This window comes from Mycetocola zhadangensis, assembly GCF_003668565.1.
Taxonomy (GTDB): domain Bacteria; phylum Actinomycetota; class Actinomycetes; order Actinomycetales; family Microbacteriaceae; genus Mycetocola_A; species Mycetocola_A zhadangensis.
Map to the genome: position 1 here is coordinate 199,148 of NZ_RCWJ01000003.1, position 17,404 is coordinate 216,551.

Annotated in this window: 15 protein-coding genes and 1 tRNA gene; 7 read left to right on the plus strand and 9 right to left on the minus strand. The window is 63.2% G+C overall.

Annotation, left to right across the window (positions count from 1 at the left end; all coding sequences use genetic code 11):
- Positions 1-20: 20 nt before the first annotated feature.
- Positions 21-782 (minus strand): SDR family NAD(P)-dependent oxidoreductase, encoded by a 762-nt coding sequence (locus D9V28_RS11580; RefSeq protein WP_220700496.1) that lies wholly within the window; start codon positions 780-782, stop codon positions 21-23.
- 5 nt (positions 783-787) lie between these two features.
- Positions 788-1,813 (minus strand): ABC transporter substrate-binding protein, encoded by a 1,026-nt coding sequence (locus D9V28_RS11585; protein ID WP_183086512.1) that lies wholly within the window; start codon positions 1,811-1,813, stop codon positions 788-790.
- Between the two features lie 404 nt (positions 1,814-2,217).
- On the opposite strand from D9V28_RS11585, the gene hpaH reads away from it, so the two are divergent.
- The 6 genes from hpaH (at position 2,218) to hpaD (ending at position 8,814) form a co-directional block, all read left to right on the plus strand.
- Positions 2,218-3,003, plus strand: a complete 786-nt coding sequence (gene hpaH / locus D9V28_RS11590; protein ID WP_121659902.1) for a 2-oxo-hept-4-ene-1,7-dioate hydratase — start codon at positions 2,218-2,220, stop codon at positions 3,001-3,003.
- On the plus strand, positions 2,988-3,797 hold the full coding sequence (locus tag D9V28_RS11595) for an HpcH/HpaI aldolase family protein (protein WP_121659903.1): 810 nt from the start codon (positions 2,988-2,990) through the stop codon (positions 3,795-3,797). Before hpaH ends, D9V28_RS11595 begins: the two co-directional genes overlap by 16 nt.
- A gap of 150 nt (positions 3,798-3,947) precedes the next feature.
- Positions 3,948-5,408, plus strand: coding sequence for a fumarylacetoacetate hydrolase family protein (locus tag D9V28_RS11600; RefSeq protein WP_121659904.1), 1,461 nt, complete (start codon positions 3,948-3,950; stop codon positions 5,406-5,408).
- A complete protein-coding gene (locus tag D9V28_RS11605) occupies positions 5,405-6,097 on the plus strand; it encodes a GntR family transcriptional regulator (RefSeq protein WP_121659905.1) in 693 nt (230 codons plus the stop codon). The genes D9V28_RS11600 and D9V28_RS11605 overlap by 4 nt, the downstream gene beginning before the upstream one ends.
- 19 nt (positions 6,098-6,116) lie before the next feature.
- On the plus strand, positions 6,117-7,649 hold the full coding sequence (gene hpaE / locus D9V28_RS11610) for a 5-carboxymethyl-2-hydroxymuconate semialdehyde dehydrogenase (RefSeq protein ID WP_121659906.1): 1,533 nt from the start codon (positions 6,117-6,119) through the stop codon (positions 7,647-7,649).
- Between the two features lie 40 nt (positions 7,650-7,689).
- A complete protein-coding gene (hpaD, locus tag D9V28_RS11615; protein WP_121659907.1) occupies positions 7,690-8,814 on the plus strand; it encodes a 3,4-dihydroxyphenylacetate 2,3-dioxygenase in 1,125 nt (374 codons plus the stop codon).
- 264 nt (positions 8,815-9,078) lie between these two features.
- Here hpaD and D9V28_RS11620 read toward each other — a convergent pair whose 3' ends face one another.
- From D9V28_RS11620 to D9V28_RS11630, 3 genes are read right to left on the minus strand one after another with little or no spacing between them, the layout of a single operon-like run.
- A complete protein-coding gene (locus D9V28_RS11620) occupies positions 9,079-9,681 on the minus strand; it encodes an isochorismatase family protein (protein ID WP_121659908.1) in 603 nt (200 codons plus the stop codon).
- A 19-nt stretch (positions 9,682-9,700) separates the two neighbouring features.
- Positions 9,701-11,509, minus strand: a complete 1,809-nt coding sequence (locus tag D9V28_RS11625) for a D-alanyl-D-alanine carboxypeptidase/D-alanyl-D-alanine-endopeptidase (protein ID WP_229728040.1) — start codon at positions 11,507-11,509, stop codon at positions 9,701-9,703.
- Between the two features lie 49 nt (positions 11,510-11,558).
- Positions 11,559-12,545: a Gfo/Idh/MocA family protein gene (locus D9V28_RS11630; protein WP_121659909.1), complete on the minus strand. Its 987-nt coding sequence runs from the start codon at positions 12,543-12,545 to the stop codon at positions 11,559-11,561.
- A 49-nt stretch (positions 12,546-12,594) separates the two neighbouring features.
- Here D9V28_RS11630 and D9V28_RS11635 point away from each other — a divergent pair, with 49 nt between their 5' ends.
- A complete protein-coding gene (locus D9V28_RS11635; protein ID WP_183086513.1) occupies positions 12,595-13,104 on the plus strand; it encodes a GNAT family N-acetyltransferase in 510 nt (169 codons plus the stop codon).
- Positions 13,105-13,698: 594 nt separating this feature from the next.
- Here D9V28_RS11635 and D9V28_RS11640 read toward each other — a convergent pair.
- The 4 genes from D9V28_RS11640 to D9V28_RS11655 form a co-directional block, all read right to left on the minus strand.
- On the minus strand, positions 13,699-14,844 hold the full coding sequence (locus tag D9V28_RS11640; RefSeq protein ID WP_183086514.1) for an acyltransferase family protein: 1,146 nt from the start codon (positions 14,842-14,844) through the stop codon (positions 13,699-13,701).
- Positions 14,845-15,216: 372 nt separating this feature from the next.
- The gene (locus tag D9V28_RS11645) at positions 15,217-15,546 is read right to left on the minus strand and encodes a hypothetical protein (protein ID WP_121659911.1); all 330 of its coding nucleotides are present in this window, start codon (positions 15,544-15,546) and stop codon (positions 15,217-15,219) included.
- Between the two features lie 87 nt (positions 15,547-15,633).
- Positions 15,634-15,709 (minus strand) — tRNA-Thr (locus D9V28_RS11650).
- A gap of 82 nt (positions 15,710-15,791) precedes the next feature.
- Positions 15,792-17,369 carry an alpha/beta hydrolase gene (locus D9V28_RS11655; protein ID WP_229728038.1) on the minus strand — a complete coding sequence of 526 codons (1,578 nt, stop codon included), beginning with the start codon at positions 17,367-17,369 and terminating at the stop codon, positions 15,792-15,794.
- Between the last annotated feature and the right edge of the window lie 35 nt (positions 17,370-17,404).

The following is a 17,404-nucleotide window of genomic DNA, read 5'->3' on the forward strand; positions in this document are numbered from 1 at the left end:
GACCGTCCGGCGAAGAGCGATCAGCCGAGCGCGGACATGCGGTCGGCGAGCCACTTTGATCCGCCGTGTGCGGTCAATCCGCCGTCGATCGGGATCTCCGCGCCGGTAATAAAGGAAGAGGCGTCGCTGAGAAGGAATGCAACGAGCTGCGCGACCTCATCCACCGTACCGCCGCGTCCCAACAAGGAACCAGCGACATTGGCTTCGACGAACCCAGCAGGCGCAGCCCTCGTCATCTCGGTCTCGATGTGCCCGGGTGCAACGAGATTCACCCGGATGCCCCGCGAGCCGTATTCGAGTGCCGCGGCTTTCGTGAGACCCCGCAGTGCCCACTTGCTCGCGTTGTAAGCGACGCCCCAGTGCCCGGTGAAGCCAGCGACCGACCCAATGTTGACAATGGACCCGCCCGCCTGCATCAGCGGTGCAAGGTGCTTCGCTCCCAGGGTCGGGCCGATCGCGTTAATCGAGAAGATGCGCTGCATCTCTTCAGGATCGGCGCTGGGTACGCGGCTGCGGCCCGAGACGCCGGCGTTGTTGACGAGACCGTCAACGCGGTTGTAACGTTCCGCGAGCCAGCTGGCCAATGCCACCCAGTCGTCCTCGCTGGAAACGTCACCCGCACGCCCCTCGACACCGTCGATATCGGGCGCGCGTAAATCGATCGCCACAACACTGGCACCAAGGCGCGCAAACAGCTGCGCTTCAGTGAGCCCTTGGCCCCTGCCCGCCCCTGTCACGACAATGACGCGGCCGGCCAGGTTCACAACTGGAACGCTCATCATCCCCCCTAGAGAACCGGCGCCGCGGACCAGAGAATTTCGTCGACAGGCAACGGCTCGCTGACCGTCCCGAACTTGGCGAGCTGATCGGTTGCCTTCACGGCGGCGTCCGTGTCGACCGCGAGCCGCATGGGCGGGAGAGAGCGAGAAACCTCGTCGACCGGCACCTGAGTCACTTCGGCCCGGATCTTCGCGACCTCCTCGAGGTTCGCAGGGTCGTCGTAGAAATCGATTCCCTTTTGCAGCGCCTCTACGAATGCTTCTGCGGCGTCGGCGTTTTCCTCAAGCCACGCGTCGGTCGCCGCCCACAGGGTGATGGGAGCACCCGCGCGAGTCTCTCGCACGGGATTGGCGATCACTTCGTTCGCGTCGTCGCCGATCAACTGCGAGTAGAAAGGCTCGGTCGGAATGACCGCATCGACCTGACCATTCTCCAGCGACGCCGCCATGCCCGCATATGGCACGGCCACCGTGTTCACCTCATCCGCTCTCACGCCGGCCGCGTCGAGAGCGGCGTAGAACTCAGAGGAGCCGCCCGCACCAAGGGAATCAAATGCGACGGTGGCGCCCTTCAGATCGGAGAGGTCTTTGAGCCCGCTGTCGTCGCGCACCACGACACCCGAGGTGTCGATCTCGTCGCTGACGATACTGTTGCCGGCGACTACGCGGACGGCCATCCCCTCGGCGGTCGAAGCGACCATAGTGTCCCAAGCCGCAGTAATAATATCGGCTGACCCTCCTACCGCTTGGGCGAGGTTGTCCTGCGGCGGCCCACCACGCTTGATTTCGACATTGAGTCCGGCATCCGCGAAGTAACCTTGCTGTTCTGCTATGAGGAGCGGTTCGTACGCGATTGCGGCGTAAAGCACGGTTATCTCTTCCGCGCCGTCTCCGCTGGCCTCGGTCGAGGCGGGCGCAGAGGACGCGCAGCCGGAAGCCAAAAGAGCGAATGCTGCGACCGCGGGCACAAGCGCGAAGCGCCGCCGGACGGATCGTGGACTCAGCGGCGAACGAAGTAGGTTGCTGCGGGTCATGTGTGTGTACTCCTCTTTGAGACGAACTTCATGCCCGCCGGCGACGCGGGGCGGGGATGCCCCTCCGAACCAGAGATGCATTTTCCGACGATAATACATGTTTTCCGAATCTTACAAAATCAGCGATGAAGCGCTCGAACCACACGACCAGGTGAGCCTCCTCGCGCAGACGCCTCCGGGTTCACCGGCGCAGCGCAGGACGCCGGAGCCGCACAATCGCCGGATCCCCAACGGTCGTCATTCCCCATATGGAGCAGATTTATCAGAACCCGGTACGAGTAAAAAAGCGGGTCGCTACCGCCGGTTAGCAGGGAAAGCCGGAGGTCGGATATGGTTCGTATACGATCACCGGCGATCTCACGGGTCTCAGCCCCGGCGGGATCCTCACCCGAAAGGCCTGGCGCATGCTCGAAAAATCCGTCATCGACGGTATCGCCAACGAACTCTACGAGGCTGAGCAGTCGCGAACCACAGTTCCGCGCCTCACTGCCCGTTATCCCGACATGACGGTTGAGGATTCCTACGCCGTTCAGAACGTGTGGAAGGAACGCGGCCTCGCCTCAGGACGACGGCTCGTCGGCCGCAAGATCGGCCTCACCTCCAAAGTGATGCAGGTCGCCACAGGCATCACCGAACCCGACTACGGCATCATCTTCGACGATATGGTCTACGAGAATGGTTCGGTCATTCCCCACGACACGTTCTCGAACGTGCGAATCGAGGTTGAGCTCGCGTTTGTGCTCGGCAAGCAGCTCGAGGGCCCGAACTGCACTCTTTTCGACGTGCTTGACGCCACCGAGTACGTGATCCCTGCCCTTGAAATTCTCGACTCCCGCATCGAGATGCAGGGCCGCACGATCGTCGACACGATCTCGGACAACGCTGCCATGGGCGCAATGGTCATGGGCGGCACCCCCGTTCGCATTGGCGACGTCGACCTGCGCTGGATCTCCGCCCTGCTCTACCGCAACGAAACCATCGAAGAGTCCGGTGTGGCCGCGGCGGTACTCAACCACCCCGCGGCCGGTGTGTACTGGCTCGCCAACAAACTCGCCAAGCACGGCACCCGCCTCGAAGCCGGCGAAATCATCCTGGCCGGCTCCTTCACCCGCCCCATGTGGGTCGAAAAGGGCGACACAGTTCACGCAGACTACGGACAGTTGGGATCCATCACATGCCGCTTCAGCTAGCTTCAACCTTCCGCGACAACCTCGCCGAGGCCGACCGGCCGCTCATCGGCATGTGGGTGTGCTCTGGCAGCCCGCTGGTCGCCGAGATCTGCGCCGGCTCCGGCCTCGACTGGCTGCTCATCGATGGCGAGCACGGGCCGCTCGGGCTTGAGTCGATCGTGGCCCAACTGCAGGCGATTGCGGGGTATCCGATCACGCCGCTGGTCCGCGCCCCCTCCGGTGACACCGTCATCATCAAGCAGTACCTCGACCTTGGCGTGCAGAACCTCCTTGTGCCGATGGTCAACACCGGCGACGAGGCCCGTGCCGTCGTCTCCGCCGTTCGCTATCCGCCGCACGGCGTCCGCGGGGTCGGCAGCGCCCTGGCGCGCGGCGCTCGCTGGAACCGTGTCGACAACTACCTCACGCGAGCCGACGAATTCACCTCGCTTTTTGTTCAAATCGAAACAGCGGATGCTGTCGCGAACGCAGCCGAGATCGCGAGCGTCGATGGCGTGGACGGCGCATTCGTCGGACCCTCAGATCTCGCTGCATCGATGGGCCTGCTCGGGCAGCAGGAACACCCGGACGTTGTCGCCTCGGTCGAACAGACCATCCGCACCATCGCGGGACTGGGCAAGCCGGTCGGCGTGAACGCGTTCGACCCGAGTGTGGCGCATCGTTACCTGGAGGCTGGCGCGCACTTCGTCCTCGTCGGCGCCGATGTTGCCCTGTTGGCCCGCGGCTCCGAAGCGCTGACGGCCAAGTACATTCCGTCCAGCGACCCCGCAGAGACAACGCGAGCCAGCTACTAGCTGCATACGCCCCGGCGCAGGGCGAGGAACAGCCCTGCGCCGGAGCGACATCTCGTCAATTCCCACGCGCTCGGGTCACGCAGTTGCGAAGAACCAAAGATCGTATATGATTTGTTATACGTCGCTCGATTCCCTCAGACAAGGATGTCTATGACTGATCCAGGCACCTCCCGCCCAGGCAAGATCATTGCCGTGCACCTCAACTATCGGTCACGTGCTGACCAGCGCGGTCGAGTCCCGGCGACACCGTCCTACTTCTTCAAGCCCTCATCATCGATTACTCGTTCGGGCGGTTCCCTCGAGCGCCCATCGGGCGCTGAGCTCCTCGCCTTTGAGGGTGAGATTGCGCTCATTCTCGGCCGCACCGTTCGTCGGGTCGCACCCGAGGATGGCTGGGCCGCCGTCGGTGCGGTGACCGCAGCGAACGACTTCGGTATCTACGACCTGCGTACGGCAGACAAAGGCTCTAACGTTCGTTCGAAGGGCGGCGACGGGTTCACTCCGCTCGGCCCGGCGGTTATTCCTGCGGAGTCCGTTGACCCGGCAGCGCTGCGAGTCCGTACCTGGCTGAACGGCACCCTGGTGCAGGACGACACGACCGCCGGACTGTTGTTCCCCTTTGGGCAGCTTGTCGCCGACCTCTCGCAGCTCATGACGCTCGAGGAAGGGGACGTGATTCTCACGGGTACACCCGCCGGCTCCTCTGTTGCCCAGCCAGGAGACACCGTCGAAGTCGAGGTGGACTGCCCGACCGCGGCTGGTTCCCCGACAACCGGCCGCCTGGTGACGACCATCACCGAGGGCACTGTGCCGTTCGGCGACTTCGGTAATAAGCCCAGTGTCGATGACACCCAGCGTGAGGAAGCGTGGGGCAACCGCGACCTGGCCGGGCTCCCGATTGAGCCCGTCTTCGAACTGACAGACGAACTCAAGGAACGAATCAACTCCGTCGGGACCGCGACTCTCAGTTCTCAGTTGCGCAAACGCGGACTCAACAATGTCTCCATCGACGGACTCCGCTCTACCCGGCCAACTGCCCGGCTTGTCGGGCGCGCGCGGACGCTCCGCTACATCCCCAACCGTGAGGATCTGTTCGCTTCACACGGTGGCGGATACAACGCACAGAAACGCGCGTTCGACGCGCTCGGCCCCGACGATGTCCTCGTCATGGAAGCACGGGGTGAGCGTGGCACCGGCACCGTCGGTGACATCCTCGCACTCCGCGCTCAGGTTCGGGGCGCGGCCGGCATCGTCACTGACGGTGGCGTCCGCGACTACGACGTCGTGGCGGCGCTCGACATGCCCACCTACTCGGCTGGCGCGCACCCGGCCGTCCTCGGCCGACGCCACGTACCGTGGGACGCTGACATCACTATTGCCTGCGGCGGCACATCGGTTCAGCCGGGAGACATCATCGTTGGCGACGCAGATGGGCTTCTCGTCATTCCGCCGTCGCTGATCGAGGAAGTCGTGAATGACGCGATCGTTCAGGAACAGGAAGAGATTTTCATCGCCGAGCAGGTCGCTCAAGGCGAAGGAGTCGACGGCCTGTACCCGATGAACGCTGAGTGGAAGTCCCGCTACGCGACGTGGAAGGAATCACTGGCATGAGCGACCTCGTCGGCACGGCGACGCGAAGTAAGTCCGAACTCGCGTACTCCTGGATCCGCTCGCGGATCGAAGAGGGAATCTTTGTCCCCGGCTACCGCCTGGTACTCGGCGCCATCGCGAAGGAACTTCACGTCAGCGTGGTCCCGGTGCGCGAAGCAATTCGCCGACTTGAGGCCGAGGGACTCGTCACCTTCGAACGCAACGTTGGCGCACAAGTCGCGATGTTGAACGAAACCGGCTACGTCACCACCATGCAAACGCTGAGCATCCTTGAGGGAGCAGCAACCATGCTGTCGGCTCCGTTTATCGACGCGAATGCCATTGCTGCTGCGCGTGCGGTGAACGCCGAAATGGCGGACTGCCTTGATCATTTCGACCCGCACCGTTTCACCGAACTCAACCGGGAGTTTCACTCGATTCTGTTCGAGCAGTGCCCCAATGACAACCTGCTCGATCTCGTGCACCGCGGGTGGAACTCGCTCAACATGCTGCGCGACTCCACCTTCAGTTTCGTTCCAGGCCGCGCCCACCAGTCGGTCGTTGAACACGACGGCATCCTCGCCCTGATCGAGAGTGGGGCACCGAGTCTCGAGATTGAGCTCGCCGCTCGCGCGCACCGCACCCGCACCCTCGACGCTTTTCACGAATACCAGGCCAGCCACAAACGGCCGTCCCCTGTCCAGCCATAACTGCATCGGAGCACACACCATGGCCCATTACATTCCGGAGAACCTTCCGACCCGCATCCTGCACTACATCGACGGCGAGTTCGTCGAGAGTGTCTCTGGCGAGACGTTTGACGTCCTCGACCCCGTATCGAACGAGAATTACGCCACCGCAGCATCGGGACAGAGCGAAGACATCGACCTCGCCGTCGCCGCAGCGAAACGCGCATTCGACTCCGGCCCCTGGCCGACGATGCTTCCCCGAGCTCGGGCTCGCATCCTGCACAGAATCGCGGATGCTGTCGAAGCGCAGGACGCGCGGCTCGCGGAACTCGAAACCTTCGACACGGGCCTGCCGATCACCCAGGCGCTCGGCCAGGCACAGCGCGCAGCCGAGAACTTCCGGTTCTTCGCTGACCTGATCGTCGCCCAGTCGGACGACCTGTACAAGGTCCCGGGGCGCCAGGTCAATTACGTCAACCGCAAGCCGAAGGGTGTCGCCGGACTGATCACCCCGTGGAACACGCCATTCATGCTCGAGAGCTGGAAGCTCGCTCCCGCTCTGGCATCCGGCTGCACCGTTGTGCTCAAGCCCGCCGAGTTCACGCCACTCTCCGCGAGTCTCTGGGCCACCATCTTTGAGGAAGCCGGACTTCCGAAGGGTGTCTTCAACCTCGTCAACGGCCTGGGTGAATCCGCCGGGGACGCGCTCGTGAAGCACCCAGACGTTCCGCTCATCTCCTTCACTGGCGAGAGCAGCACCGGCCAGACGATCTTCGCCAACTGTGCCGTGAACCTCAAGGGCATGTCGATGGAGCTGGGCGGCAAGTCCCCCGCCGTCGTTTTCGCCGACGCAGACCTCGACGGCGCCATCGACTCGACACTGTTCGGCGTCTTCTCACTCAACGGCGAGCGCTGCACGGCCGGAAGCCGCATCCTGGTTGAGCGACCCATCTACGAGGAGTTCCTTGAGCGTTACGCCGCTCGGGCGAAGAACATCGTCGTCGGGGACCCGCACGACCCGAAGACCGAGGTGGGCGCACTCGTGCACCCCGAGCACTACGACAAGGTGATGAGCTACGTCGAGATCGGCAAGACCGAGGGTCGCCTCCTCGCAGGCGGAGGACGTCCAGACAACCTGCCCGACGGCAACTACGTCTCCCCAACGGTCTTTGCTGACGTGGCACCGGACGCCCGCATCTTCCAGGAGGAGATCTTCGGCCCGGTTGTGGCGATCACGCCATTCGACACAGATGAGGAAGCGCTCGAGCTGGCCAATGGCATCCGTTATGGACTTGCCGCATACATCTGGACAACCGATTTGACTCGCGCTCACAACTTCGCGCAGTCGGTTGACGCAGGAATGGTGTGGCTGAACTCGCACAACGTGCGTGACCTGCGCACACCGTTCGGTGGGGTGAAGGCCTCGGGGCTCGGCCACGAGGGCGGCTACCGCTCGATCGACTTCTACACCGATCAGCAGGCTGTTCACATCACCATCGGCGAGGTGCACACCGCCCGATTCGGGGCGAACGCACCGGACCACGGTGCGCCGGTCGTAACACCCAACCCGTAACCGCACCCCTTTTCTGTTTATCTCACGCAAGGAAGCTGACATGGACCACAACCCAAGCCCCATCCCGGAACCGCGACACAAGCCGAACCCCAACCCGAACCCGATCGCAACGCCGGCTGCGACACCGCCGGACATTCTGCGCTGCGCGTACATGGACATCGTCGTCACCGATCTCGCGAAGTCGCGCGAGTTCTACGTCGACATCCTCGGTCTCGTTGTGACCGAGGAGAACGACAACGAGATTTACCTGCGCTCGTTCGAGGAGTTCATTCACCACAACCTGGTGCTGCGGAAGGGGCCGGTCGCCGCTGTGGCCGCGTTCTCATACCGGGTACGCGCCCCAGAAGACCTCGACCGTGCCGTCGAGTTCTACACCGAGCTCGGCTGCCGGGTGGAGCGACGCGCTGATGGGTTCACCAAGGGCATCGGCGACTCGGTGCGGGTGGAGGACCCGCTCGGTTTCCCCTACGAGTTCTTCCACGACGTCGAGCACGTCGAGCGGCTCGCCTGGCGCTACGACCTGTACGGACCGGGCGCGCTGGTTCGGCTCGACCACTTCAACCAGGTCACACCCGATGTGCCACGCGCACGCGGCTACATGGAGGACCTGGGCTTCCGCGTCACCGAAGACATTCAGGACGATGACGGCGTGACCTACGCCGCGTGGATGCGCCGCAAGTCCACCGTGCACGACACGGCGATGACCGGCGGAAACGGACCGCGGATGCACCACGTCGCGTTCTCGACACACGAGAAGCACAACATTCTCTACATCTGCGACAAGCTCGGTGCACTGCGCAAGTCCGACCTGATCGAACGTGGCCCTGGCCGTCACGGTGTGTCGAACGCGTTCTACCTGTACCTGCTCGACCCAGACGGCCACCGTGTCGAGATCTACACGCAGGACTACTACACGGGCGACCCAGACAACCCGGTGGTCACGTGGGATGTGCACGACAACCAGCGACGCGACTGGTGGGGCAATCCTGTGGTGCCGAGCTGGTACACCGAGGCCTCGCTCGTGCTTGACCTCGACGGTAACCCGCAGCCTGTCATCGAACGGCAGGAGCCGAGCGAGATGGCGGTCACCGTTGGTGCCGACGGCTTCTCCTACACCCGTGAGGGCGACACCACCAAAGGATTCAAGCTCGGCGACACGCTCTAGCCGCGCCGCAGCATCCGCTCGCCTGACGCCTCGAGGCGTCGAAATGCCGCGACGTGTCGTTCTCCCTGTCGGTGAGGCGGCACGTCGTGGCATCTCAGTGTCGGCCAGCCCTTCGATCGGGCGCCGCGTGGATCGATCGGGCCCAAAGGGCGATTCCGGTTGCCGGGAATGACCCTTTGGGCCGACTCGATGCCCGATCACCATCGCGCGGCAATTGCGCCCCTGCACGCAAGCAAATCGGGCGAGCGGATGCTCTCGGTTCCGTCAGTCGGAGTCGCTCGCTCCCAACACCGCCCCGGCGTGTCCCATCTCGAGCAGCGCCGCATCGCTCGACTCTCGTGCCACTCCGGCGATCAGGTCGGTGAACACGCGAACGTGGCGGCCGTGCTCGATCGCGTCGAGCACCGAGGCACGAACGCAGTAGTCGGTAGCAATACCGACGACATCCACCTCGGTGACCCCGTGTTCCTCCAGCACCGCGGAGATCGTCGCACCATCCGACGCGCCGCCCTCAACCTCACCGTCATAGATCGAGTACGCCGGCTCGCCCTGCCCCTTCTTCACGTGCATGCTGACGTGTGAGAGGTCGAGGCCGGGGTGGTACTCGGCGCCGGCTGTACCTGCGACGCAGTGCGACGGCCAGGTCGCCACGTAGTCGGGGTCCGTTCCCGGCGCGGCGAAATGCCCTCCGTTGTCACCCTCGGGGTCGTGCCAGTCGCGGCTCGCGATGACGAGCGCGTAGTCGCCGTGCGCGTGTGCGAGGTACCGCGTGGTGTCAGCGGCGACGGCGGCCCCTCCGTCCACGCCGAGGGCACCTCCCTCGGTGAAGTCGTTCTGGACATCGATGATGAACAAGGCCTTGGTCATAGTGTCTCCGTTCCTGGGGCTAGGTGTTCGACAGGTTGACGCCGCACTTGTAGAAGCCTGTCGCCAGGGTATCGATCGCCGTCCGCGCCCCTGAACCGACATTACCCGTCGCATAGATGGCGAAGATCAGCGACGAGCCATCCGCCGCGTCGATGATCCCGGTGAGCGTATATGCCGACGAGATCGAACCGGACTTGGCGCGGATGTGACCGCGCGCGACGGCGTTGGCGCCGAAGAACCGGTTCGAATAGTTCAGGGTTCCCGACTGGCCGGCAACAGGAAGCCCGTCGCGAATGATGCCGAGGTTACCCTCCCCCGCGTGAATCTTGAGGAACAACCGGGTGAAATACGACGGAGGAACCGCATTGTTGCGGCTCATCCCCGACGCGTCGGCCGTGCGCAGCGCCGACGTATCGATTCCGTACGCCTGCAACCCCTGCGGAATCGCGGCGGCGAGAGCGTCGATGGAGTTGCCCAGCCCGAGCTTGATCGCCACGTGCCTGCCGATCATCTCGGCGAGCGAGTTGTCCGACGGGATCAGTGCCTGCGGAATCAGAGTCGAGAGCGGTTGTGAGAAGACGGATGCCAGTTCGGCGGCTCCCTGAGGCGCGGTGCCTTGCTCGGTTGGCACGTTGCCGAAGTACGAAGCAAACGCGGTTCCGGCCCGGCCGATGGGATCTTCGCCCCGTGGGGAGAGGAACACCTGCGGGTTCGCCCGGTCGGCGTCGACCTGCAACGCGGTGATGTGTGACAGCCACCCGGTTCCGCGTTCGGTGGCCGGCCAGGTGTCGCCCCAGGTCTTGCCGCTGAAGTAGCTCGAGTCGAGCACAATCCTGGTGATCGGGGTGCCTGGGTTCGCCGCCTCGTATGCGGCCTTGGCCTTCGTCGCCAAATCGTCGAGGTGGGCAGCACCCGTGTACACCGGCTCCTGCCCGCTCGGCAGCCGGGTCAGGGTGAGGTCTCCCCCGCCGACGAGAACGATAGTTCCGGGTTCGGTCCCCGCAACAACCTTCGTCGTCGCTCGGAAATCCGGCCCGAGCACGTTCAACGCCGCAGCAGCAGTGAGCACCTTCATCGAGCTGGCCGTTTGCGACGCCGTCGACGGGTCGCGCTCGAACAACAACTCTCCCGTTTTCGCATTGAGCACCTGCGCCTGCAGAGTGCCGAACCTCGAGTCGTTGAGGAGACCGGCGACCGAGCAGGTTCGAAGAGCGGATGCCGGCAGCTCGGCTGACGGGACCGGTCGCGGTGGTGGTGTGGTTGCGGTTGCCGTCGGAGTTGCCGTCTCGCCGAGGGCTGCGACCGCGACAGGAACTCCCGGTTCCGGAGCGGCGACGGCGGCGCCGAGAGCGACAGCTCCGGATCCGAACACGGCAAACACCGCGACAGATGCGGCGACCAGCCAGGCTCGGGGATGCCGCGCGAACATCGCGCCGATACCGCCCGAGCCGTGCGCGGTCGGGTGTAACGGCTCTTCGCTCCCGACACCGGCGGCCATCGCTGGCGCCGTTGCATCGTGTGTCGGAAATCCGGAGCCAACCGACGCCGACGCCGCAACCGGCGGAATCGAGACCACCGTGGCCGTTTCCGCGGTCAGCGGCGGCTCGTCCATGAGCGAGCCATCGGGATGGGGCCCGGCGTCGAGAGCTTCGACGTCCTCCGGCGCGGACTCGCTGAGGGTCCACCCGGCGTCGTCGCCCGATTCGCTCAGGGTCCAGCCGGTGTCGCTTCCATCGTCGGAGCCCGCGGACGTTGCTGCCGCGCTCGTCGACTCAGTCAGGCCCTCATCGTCGGGGGCAGGGGTATCCTCGGGTGAATTTTCACGCACCCGGGCATTTTAGCGGTCAAGCCTGCCGTCTCGCTGAACGAGAATCGGCCTACTCGCCGGGATAAACGAGCCCGATCTGTCTGCGCACCTCGTCGAGGGTTCCCATGATCGAGATCGTCTCGGCGTGCGGGAGCACCGGGCTCTCAGCCTGCCCTTCGGCAACCAGTCGTTCGAGTTCAGCGGTCTGGAACTGCATGCCACGCCCGGTGACCTCCGACTCGTAGGTTTCGCTCACCTCGCCGGCCGCGTCGAACACGGTGAACGAGGTCGGGGTGTACCAGACGGCGTCGATTTCGATGCGGCCAGCGGTGCCGAGGATGGTGGCCCGGTTCGGTCCGCGGGTGTCACTGGCGGATAGTGTGGTGGCCAGTCGCCCGTCGCCGTAACTGAAGAGCGTGGCAACGCTGGCGTCGGCGCCGGTGTCCTTGAAAGTGGCGGATGCCTGTACCGTTTCGGGCGTCCCAAACACGGCACTCGCGAACGACACGGGGTAGATACCGAGGTCGAGCAGCGCGCCGCCGCCAAGCGCAAGGTCGTTGATGCGGTGCGACGGGTCGTCTGGCAGGTCCTGGGTGTGGTCGGCGATCAGCGAACGCACCTCACCGAGAACGCCAGACGCGAGAATCTCGCGAATGCGAGCCATGTGCGGCAGGAAGCGTGTCCACATCGCTTCGAGCACGACGAGCCCCAGCTCGTTCGCGCGAGCAACGACAGCCTCCGCCTCACGCTGGTTCAGCGTGAACGGCTTCTCAACGAGCACGTGCTTGCCGGCGTTCAGGGCGAGCAGCGCCTGTTCCGCGTGGAACGGGTGCGGTGTTGCGATGTAGACGGCGTCAACCTCGGGGTCTGCCACCAGGTCTTCGTAGCTGCCGTGCACGTTCGGAATGCCAAACTTCTCCGCGAAAGATGCCGCGGCATCCGTTCGACGAGAGCCAACAGCCTGCACGGTGAAATTGTGCAGGACGAGGTCGGAAGCGAACGCCTGAGCAATGCCGCCCGGCCCGAGAATGCCCCAGCGGAGCGCAGTGGTAGTCACCGGTCTAGACTACTGGCGACGACCGGCGAGGCAAGGAGCACAACACAGAATGTCGGATGCTCTCACCTTCGTTCCCCTGAAAGCTGCCGGTCTGCACGCACTCACCGCGGGCAACCTCGCTGAGGCGAGTCGGATCACCGGCTTCGACCTTCCCGAGGAGTACCTCGAACACGCCTGGCTGTGGGAGATGCGCAGCCTCCAGCTCGAGGACGAGCCAGCCGATGAGGAATGGGTCGCCTGGATTGTGGCGCGCGCCGACGACCGCACGGTGATCGGCAGGTCAGGGTTTCATGCCCGGCCGAACGAGGTCGGCATGGTCGAGCTCAGCTACACGGTTCTCCCGCAGTACCGGCGCCGGGGCTACGCCGGCCAGATCCTTCGCCAGCTCGTCTCCTTCGCGCGCGAGCACCCCGCCGTTCGGATCCTTCGCGCGACGGTCAGCCCTGACAATGCGGCGTCCCTTGCGACCCTGTCGAAGTTCCCGTTTGTTCACGTTGGCGACCAGATGGATGAAATCGACGGGCTCGAGCTGGTGTTCGAACTCGAAGTCGAGTCCTGAAGCCTGGGGACACGGTCGGTCCCCTGCATAGAGGACTGGGCAGACCGCGCGGGCGCGCTTAGGCTGACAATCTGAACAAGGGGCATTGTTCAGTCGGCATAAAAAGGTCCCCTCCCGCCACCCGAAATGGCGACCGGAGGGGACTTTTTCCCGACTGGGGGCACAGCCGGGAGTCGCGCCTGCCCGAAGGGACGAGCGCGCGTGATCTGAAGTTATCAGTGGCGCGAACGGACCGGATAGACCACAGTTCGGGGGGGCTTTGGCACCTCCGCCACACTCATCGGCGATAGGCGAGCTCGGATGATCAATGACGGCCACTCCTAGGAAATCGAAGCGCCGACGAACGCGGGTGCTGGTGGAAATGGACGAAGCGTAGGCCGAACAGCTCGAGCTCGCCGTAGGGAAGTCCGCCTGGGCATGATCCATCAGGCAGCGCGACGTCCGAGCGTGCGACAGCACTGCAAACAAACTCATTCCGTCACCCTCATCGGCAAGGAACACCGTCAAGCGATATGCGCAGGCTTGATGATCACCCCCCGGAACGACGGATGTTGCTGCCCTGCCAATCTCATATGGGACGGATCGGACCGGGAGCTATCGTGAAATTTCAGCCCGAAATATTGTGGTGCTCCTTTTGGAGTAACCGGTACTGATCAAACGTGTGAAAGACCATAGGGACAGTGCTTCGTAGACGGCTGCACAGGAAATAAACGTCGCGACACAAGCGATTAGGAAGCCGAGGGCAGGCGCGACACCAGTTTCGAAAAGAAGCGACGAGAACAACATGATGAGCGGGTGATGGAATATGTAGATAGTGAGGGATGCAGATACCAGCCAGTTAACGATGCGGTTCGGGTTTGTGACTAATGATCCTGCCACCCCTATGAGGATGCGTGCGGCGTACAGTCCTCCGCCGGTAATAAGTACAACATGCGCCAGACTCGCGATCGGTAAATCCCACTCGTCCAGCAACTTCGAAAACGCCACGATCGCGACGACTAAGACGATCCCAACGATGTACGTGACGACACGAGGTCGCGAGGCGATTCGCTCGATGAACTCCCTTCGGAGTCCAACCAGTGCACCGATAAAGAAGAACGGCATACTCAGAACGAAGTTATCCGCCAGCACCGTGAGTGTTCTGTTCGACATTTCGAATGTGTGCCAAGCGCCGGCCATGACTGCGGTGACGCTCGCAGCCGAAGCCACGGCGACAAACGTGATCGCACTTCGGCTCCAAATGGATTCGGTGAATCGTGTTACCCAATTTAGGCGACGAGGGGACCCAACTTTCGTGATCAACGCGGCAAGCGCAATGCAATAAATGATCAGGTTCACCAGGAACCACAAGTGCCCTATCCACATGCCAGGGGATGAAGCGAGCTCATCGAAGCTCTCACTGCTTTTCCCGAAGCCGTTGGCGTTAACGCGTGAGAGCAGCAGCAGCTGGACCGGGCTGATAACGAGCAGGCCGAAAATCAATGGAATCCCGAGTCGGGTAAGTCTGCCTCTTATCCAATGACGCACACCAGCACGCTGCGCAATGAGTGTCGCGAAGACGCCCGCGATAATGAAGAAGGTTGGCATCCGCCAGACGTGAATGAAGTCAGCCAGAATACCGAGCGCCGATACACTCTCCGGCGAGGTAACGCCCCAGCTTCGACCTGAGAAAGCGAGAGCCGCGTGATAGGGGATTCCCGCGAGCATTAGCGTTGCGCGAAGAAAATCAAGATGATGCATCCGCTGACGCTGAGTTGCGGTTGCCGCCGATTGCGACCGAACTACTTCCTCGTCAGGTTGGCCGTTCGCTGGTACTTCAGGCGCTCTTGATTCCATTGTCATCCCCCCGGTGCACTGCGATCACAATAGCTGGTAAGCAGCCATCCGAGGTAACCGCATCTCGCTCGTTGCAGATGGATCCGAGGTGCGGTCAAGTAGGTCGCTTGTGTTCTGCGATTTGACCAGTCCGGCGAGCCAGTACACGCAGACGCGGTTGCGGCACCTAGCAAGAATTTTCGACTAGGACGTACCCTTCGCCTGACGCCGATGCAGCAACGCCCCTCATCATCTTCGGAAGTGGTAAGGGACGTCTCTTGCCATAGTCGGTAGGGATCAGTCAGCTATATGGGCAGCCTCCGCGGTGTCCTCCTCGACCTCAGCGGTGACGAGCACACCGATCAATGTCATCGCCAGCGCGGTCACTGAAACGACCGTAAGGATCCAGGCCCATATGGCGAGTATGGGATTGCCCAAACCCCCCATTTGCACACCGGCGAGCACCAGCCACAAGCCCACGAAGGAGCAGATGATCGACGCAACCGACAGATCGCGGAACCAGCCCAGCCGACGGATTTTCATGGCAATTGAACGGCGTTCGACGGCCACGGTCAGCATCACGATTGGGAAGACGGCGGTCAGGGCCGAGCACGTTTCTGCATTCACGACGTTGACCTTAGCGGACGGACGTTGCCGCCTCACGCTGTGGGCAAAGTGACGCAAGCCGGTTAGGTTGGATCCCCTTGCTTTGCATGGAGCCGCCTGTGGGAATCGAACCCACGACCTTTTCATTACGAGTGAAACGCTCTGCCGACTGAGCTAAGGCGGCGTGTTTCGTTCCGACCGAAATCGGCCGATACGACGCACACAGCTATCGATCTTACAGGGTTCGGTGGGTGGTTACGACCACCTCAGGAGCACTGCGGATCCTCGGAGGGAACCGTGCCGGAGATGAGGTAATCGTCGACGGCTGAGTTCACGCACTCGCTGCCCTTGTTATACCCCGTGTGCCCCTCACCCTCGTAGGTGACCAGGACGCCACTCTCCAACTGCTCGGCAAGTGCTTCGGCCCATACGTACGGTGTCGCCGGATCGTTCGTCGTTCCGACCACGAGAATCGGCGGTGCGCCGGCAGCCGCAATCTTCTCGCGTTCGGCGCCGTCCGGGTGTGGCCAGTTTGCGCAGCCAATGTCTCCGTAACCAAAGAACGGTCCGATCGTCGGTGCGGCGGCAGCGAGCTCGGCTGCTTCGGCTGCCATTCGGGCCGGGTCATCGTCGTAGGTGTAGTCGCGGCAGTTGTACGCGCTGAAAGCCTCGGTCGAGTTGTCGCTGTAGGAGCCGTCCTCGTTGCGGCCGTTATAGGCATCCGCAAAGGAGAATGCGTAAGCGGCGCTCCCGCTCATCACGTCGACGAACATCTCGCTGAGCAACGGCCACCCGGACTCGGGCGAGTACAACGGGTAGATGATCGCGGTGAGCAGGCTGCTCGCCCCAAGCTGGCGGCCGTCAGAGTTCTTGATTGGAGAGGAGTCAACCGACGTCATCAGGTCACCGATCGTCGTCATCGCATTGTCGACGGATCCCTTGAACGGACACTCCGGTGTTCCGATGCAGTCGTCGAGGTAGGCGCGCAACGCGCTCTCGAAGCCTTTCGCCTGTGTGAGGTTCACCTCGAAGTTGCTCGTTGACGGGTCGATCGCACCATCGAGCACGAGCCGGCCGGCTTTCTCCGGGTACAGCTCCGCATAGGTGGCGCCGAGGAATGTGCCGTACGAGTAACCCAGGTAGTACAGCTCAGCGTCACCGAGGACGGCCCGCATCAGGTCGAGGTCCCGTGCGGCGCTGACCGTGTTGATGTACTCGAGCGACGCACCGGTGTTCTCGGCGCAGGCGTTCCCGTACTCCTTGGCGCTCGAGGCGAGCTCAGCCATCCATTCCTCGCTACCCCGCTCTGCGGTGGACAGCCCGTAGAGGTAGTCGTCCATGTCGTTCTCGTCGAGGCAAGTGACAGGAGTTGAACGCCCGACGCCGCGCGGATCGAACCCGACGATGTCGAAGTTCTCCTGCAGTCTGCTGTCCGTGGCGAAGTCCACGGAGTCCCGCACGAACTCGTACCCGGACGCGCCCGGACCTCCCGGGTTCACGAGCAGCGATCCGATCGCGTCGCCGGATGCGCGCTGGCGAATCAGCGACAGTTCGACGTCACCACTCTCCGGGGAGTCCCAGTTCATCGGCGCCACAACTGTGGCGCACTGGAACTGACCCTCGCAGTTCGACCAGGAGAGGTTCTGACTGTAGAAGTCCTTCAGGTTCGCGGCGACATCCTCGTCGTTCGGCGTGGATGTTGCGACGACTGCCGGTTCCGTCTCTGGAAAGAATGCCGTCACGCATCCGCTCATCGTCATCACGAGAGCAATCGTGAGGGCCAGGATTCCGGTGACCTTCTTGCCGGTGTGTGTGCTGCTGCTCGGTCGCTGTCGAACTGTCACTCGGGACGTCTCCGCTTGCTCGGTGTCGCTGCCAA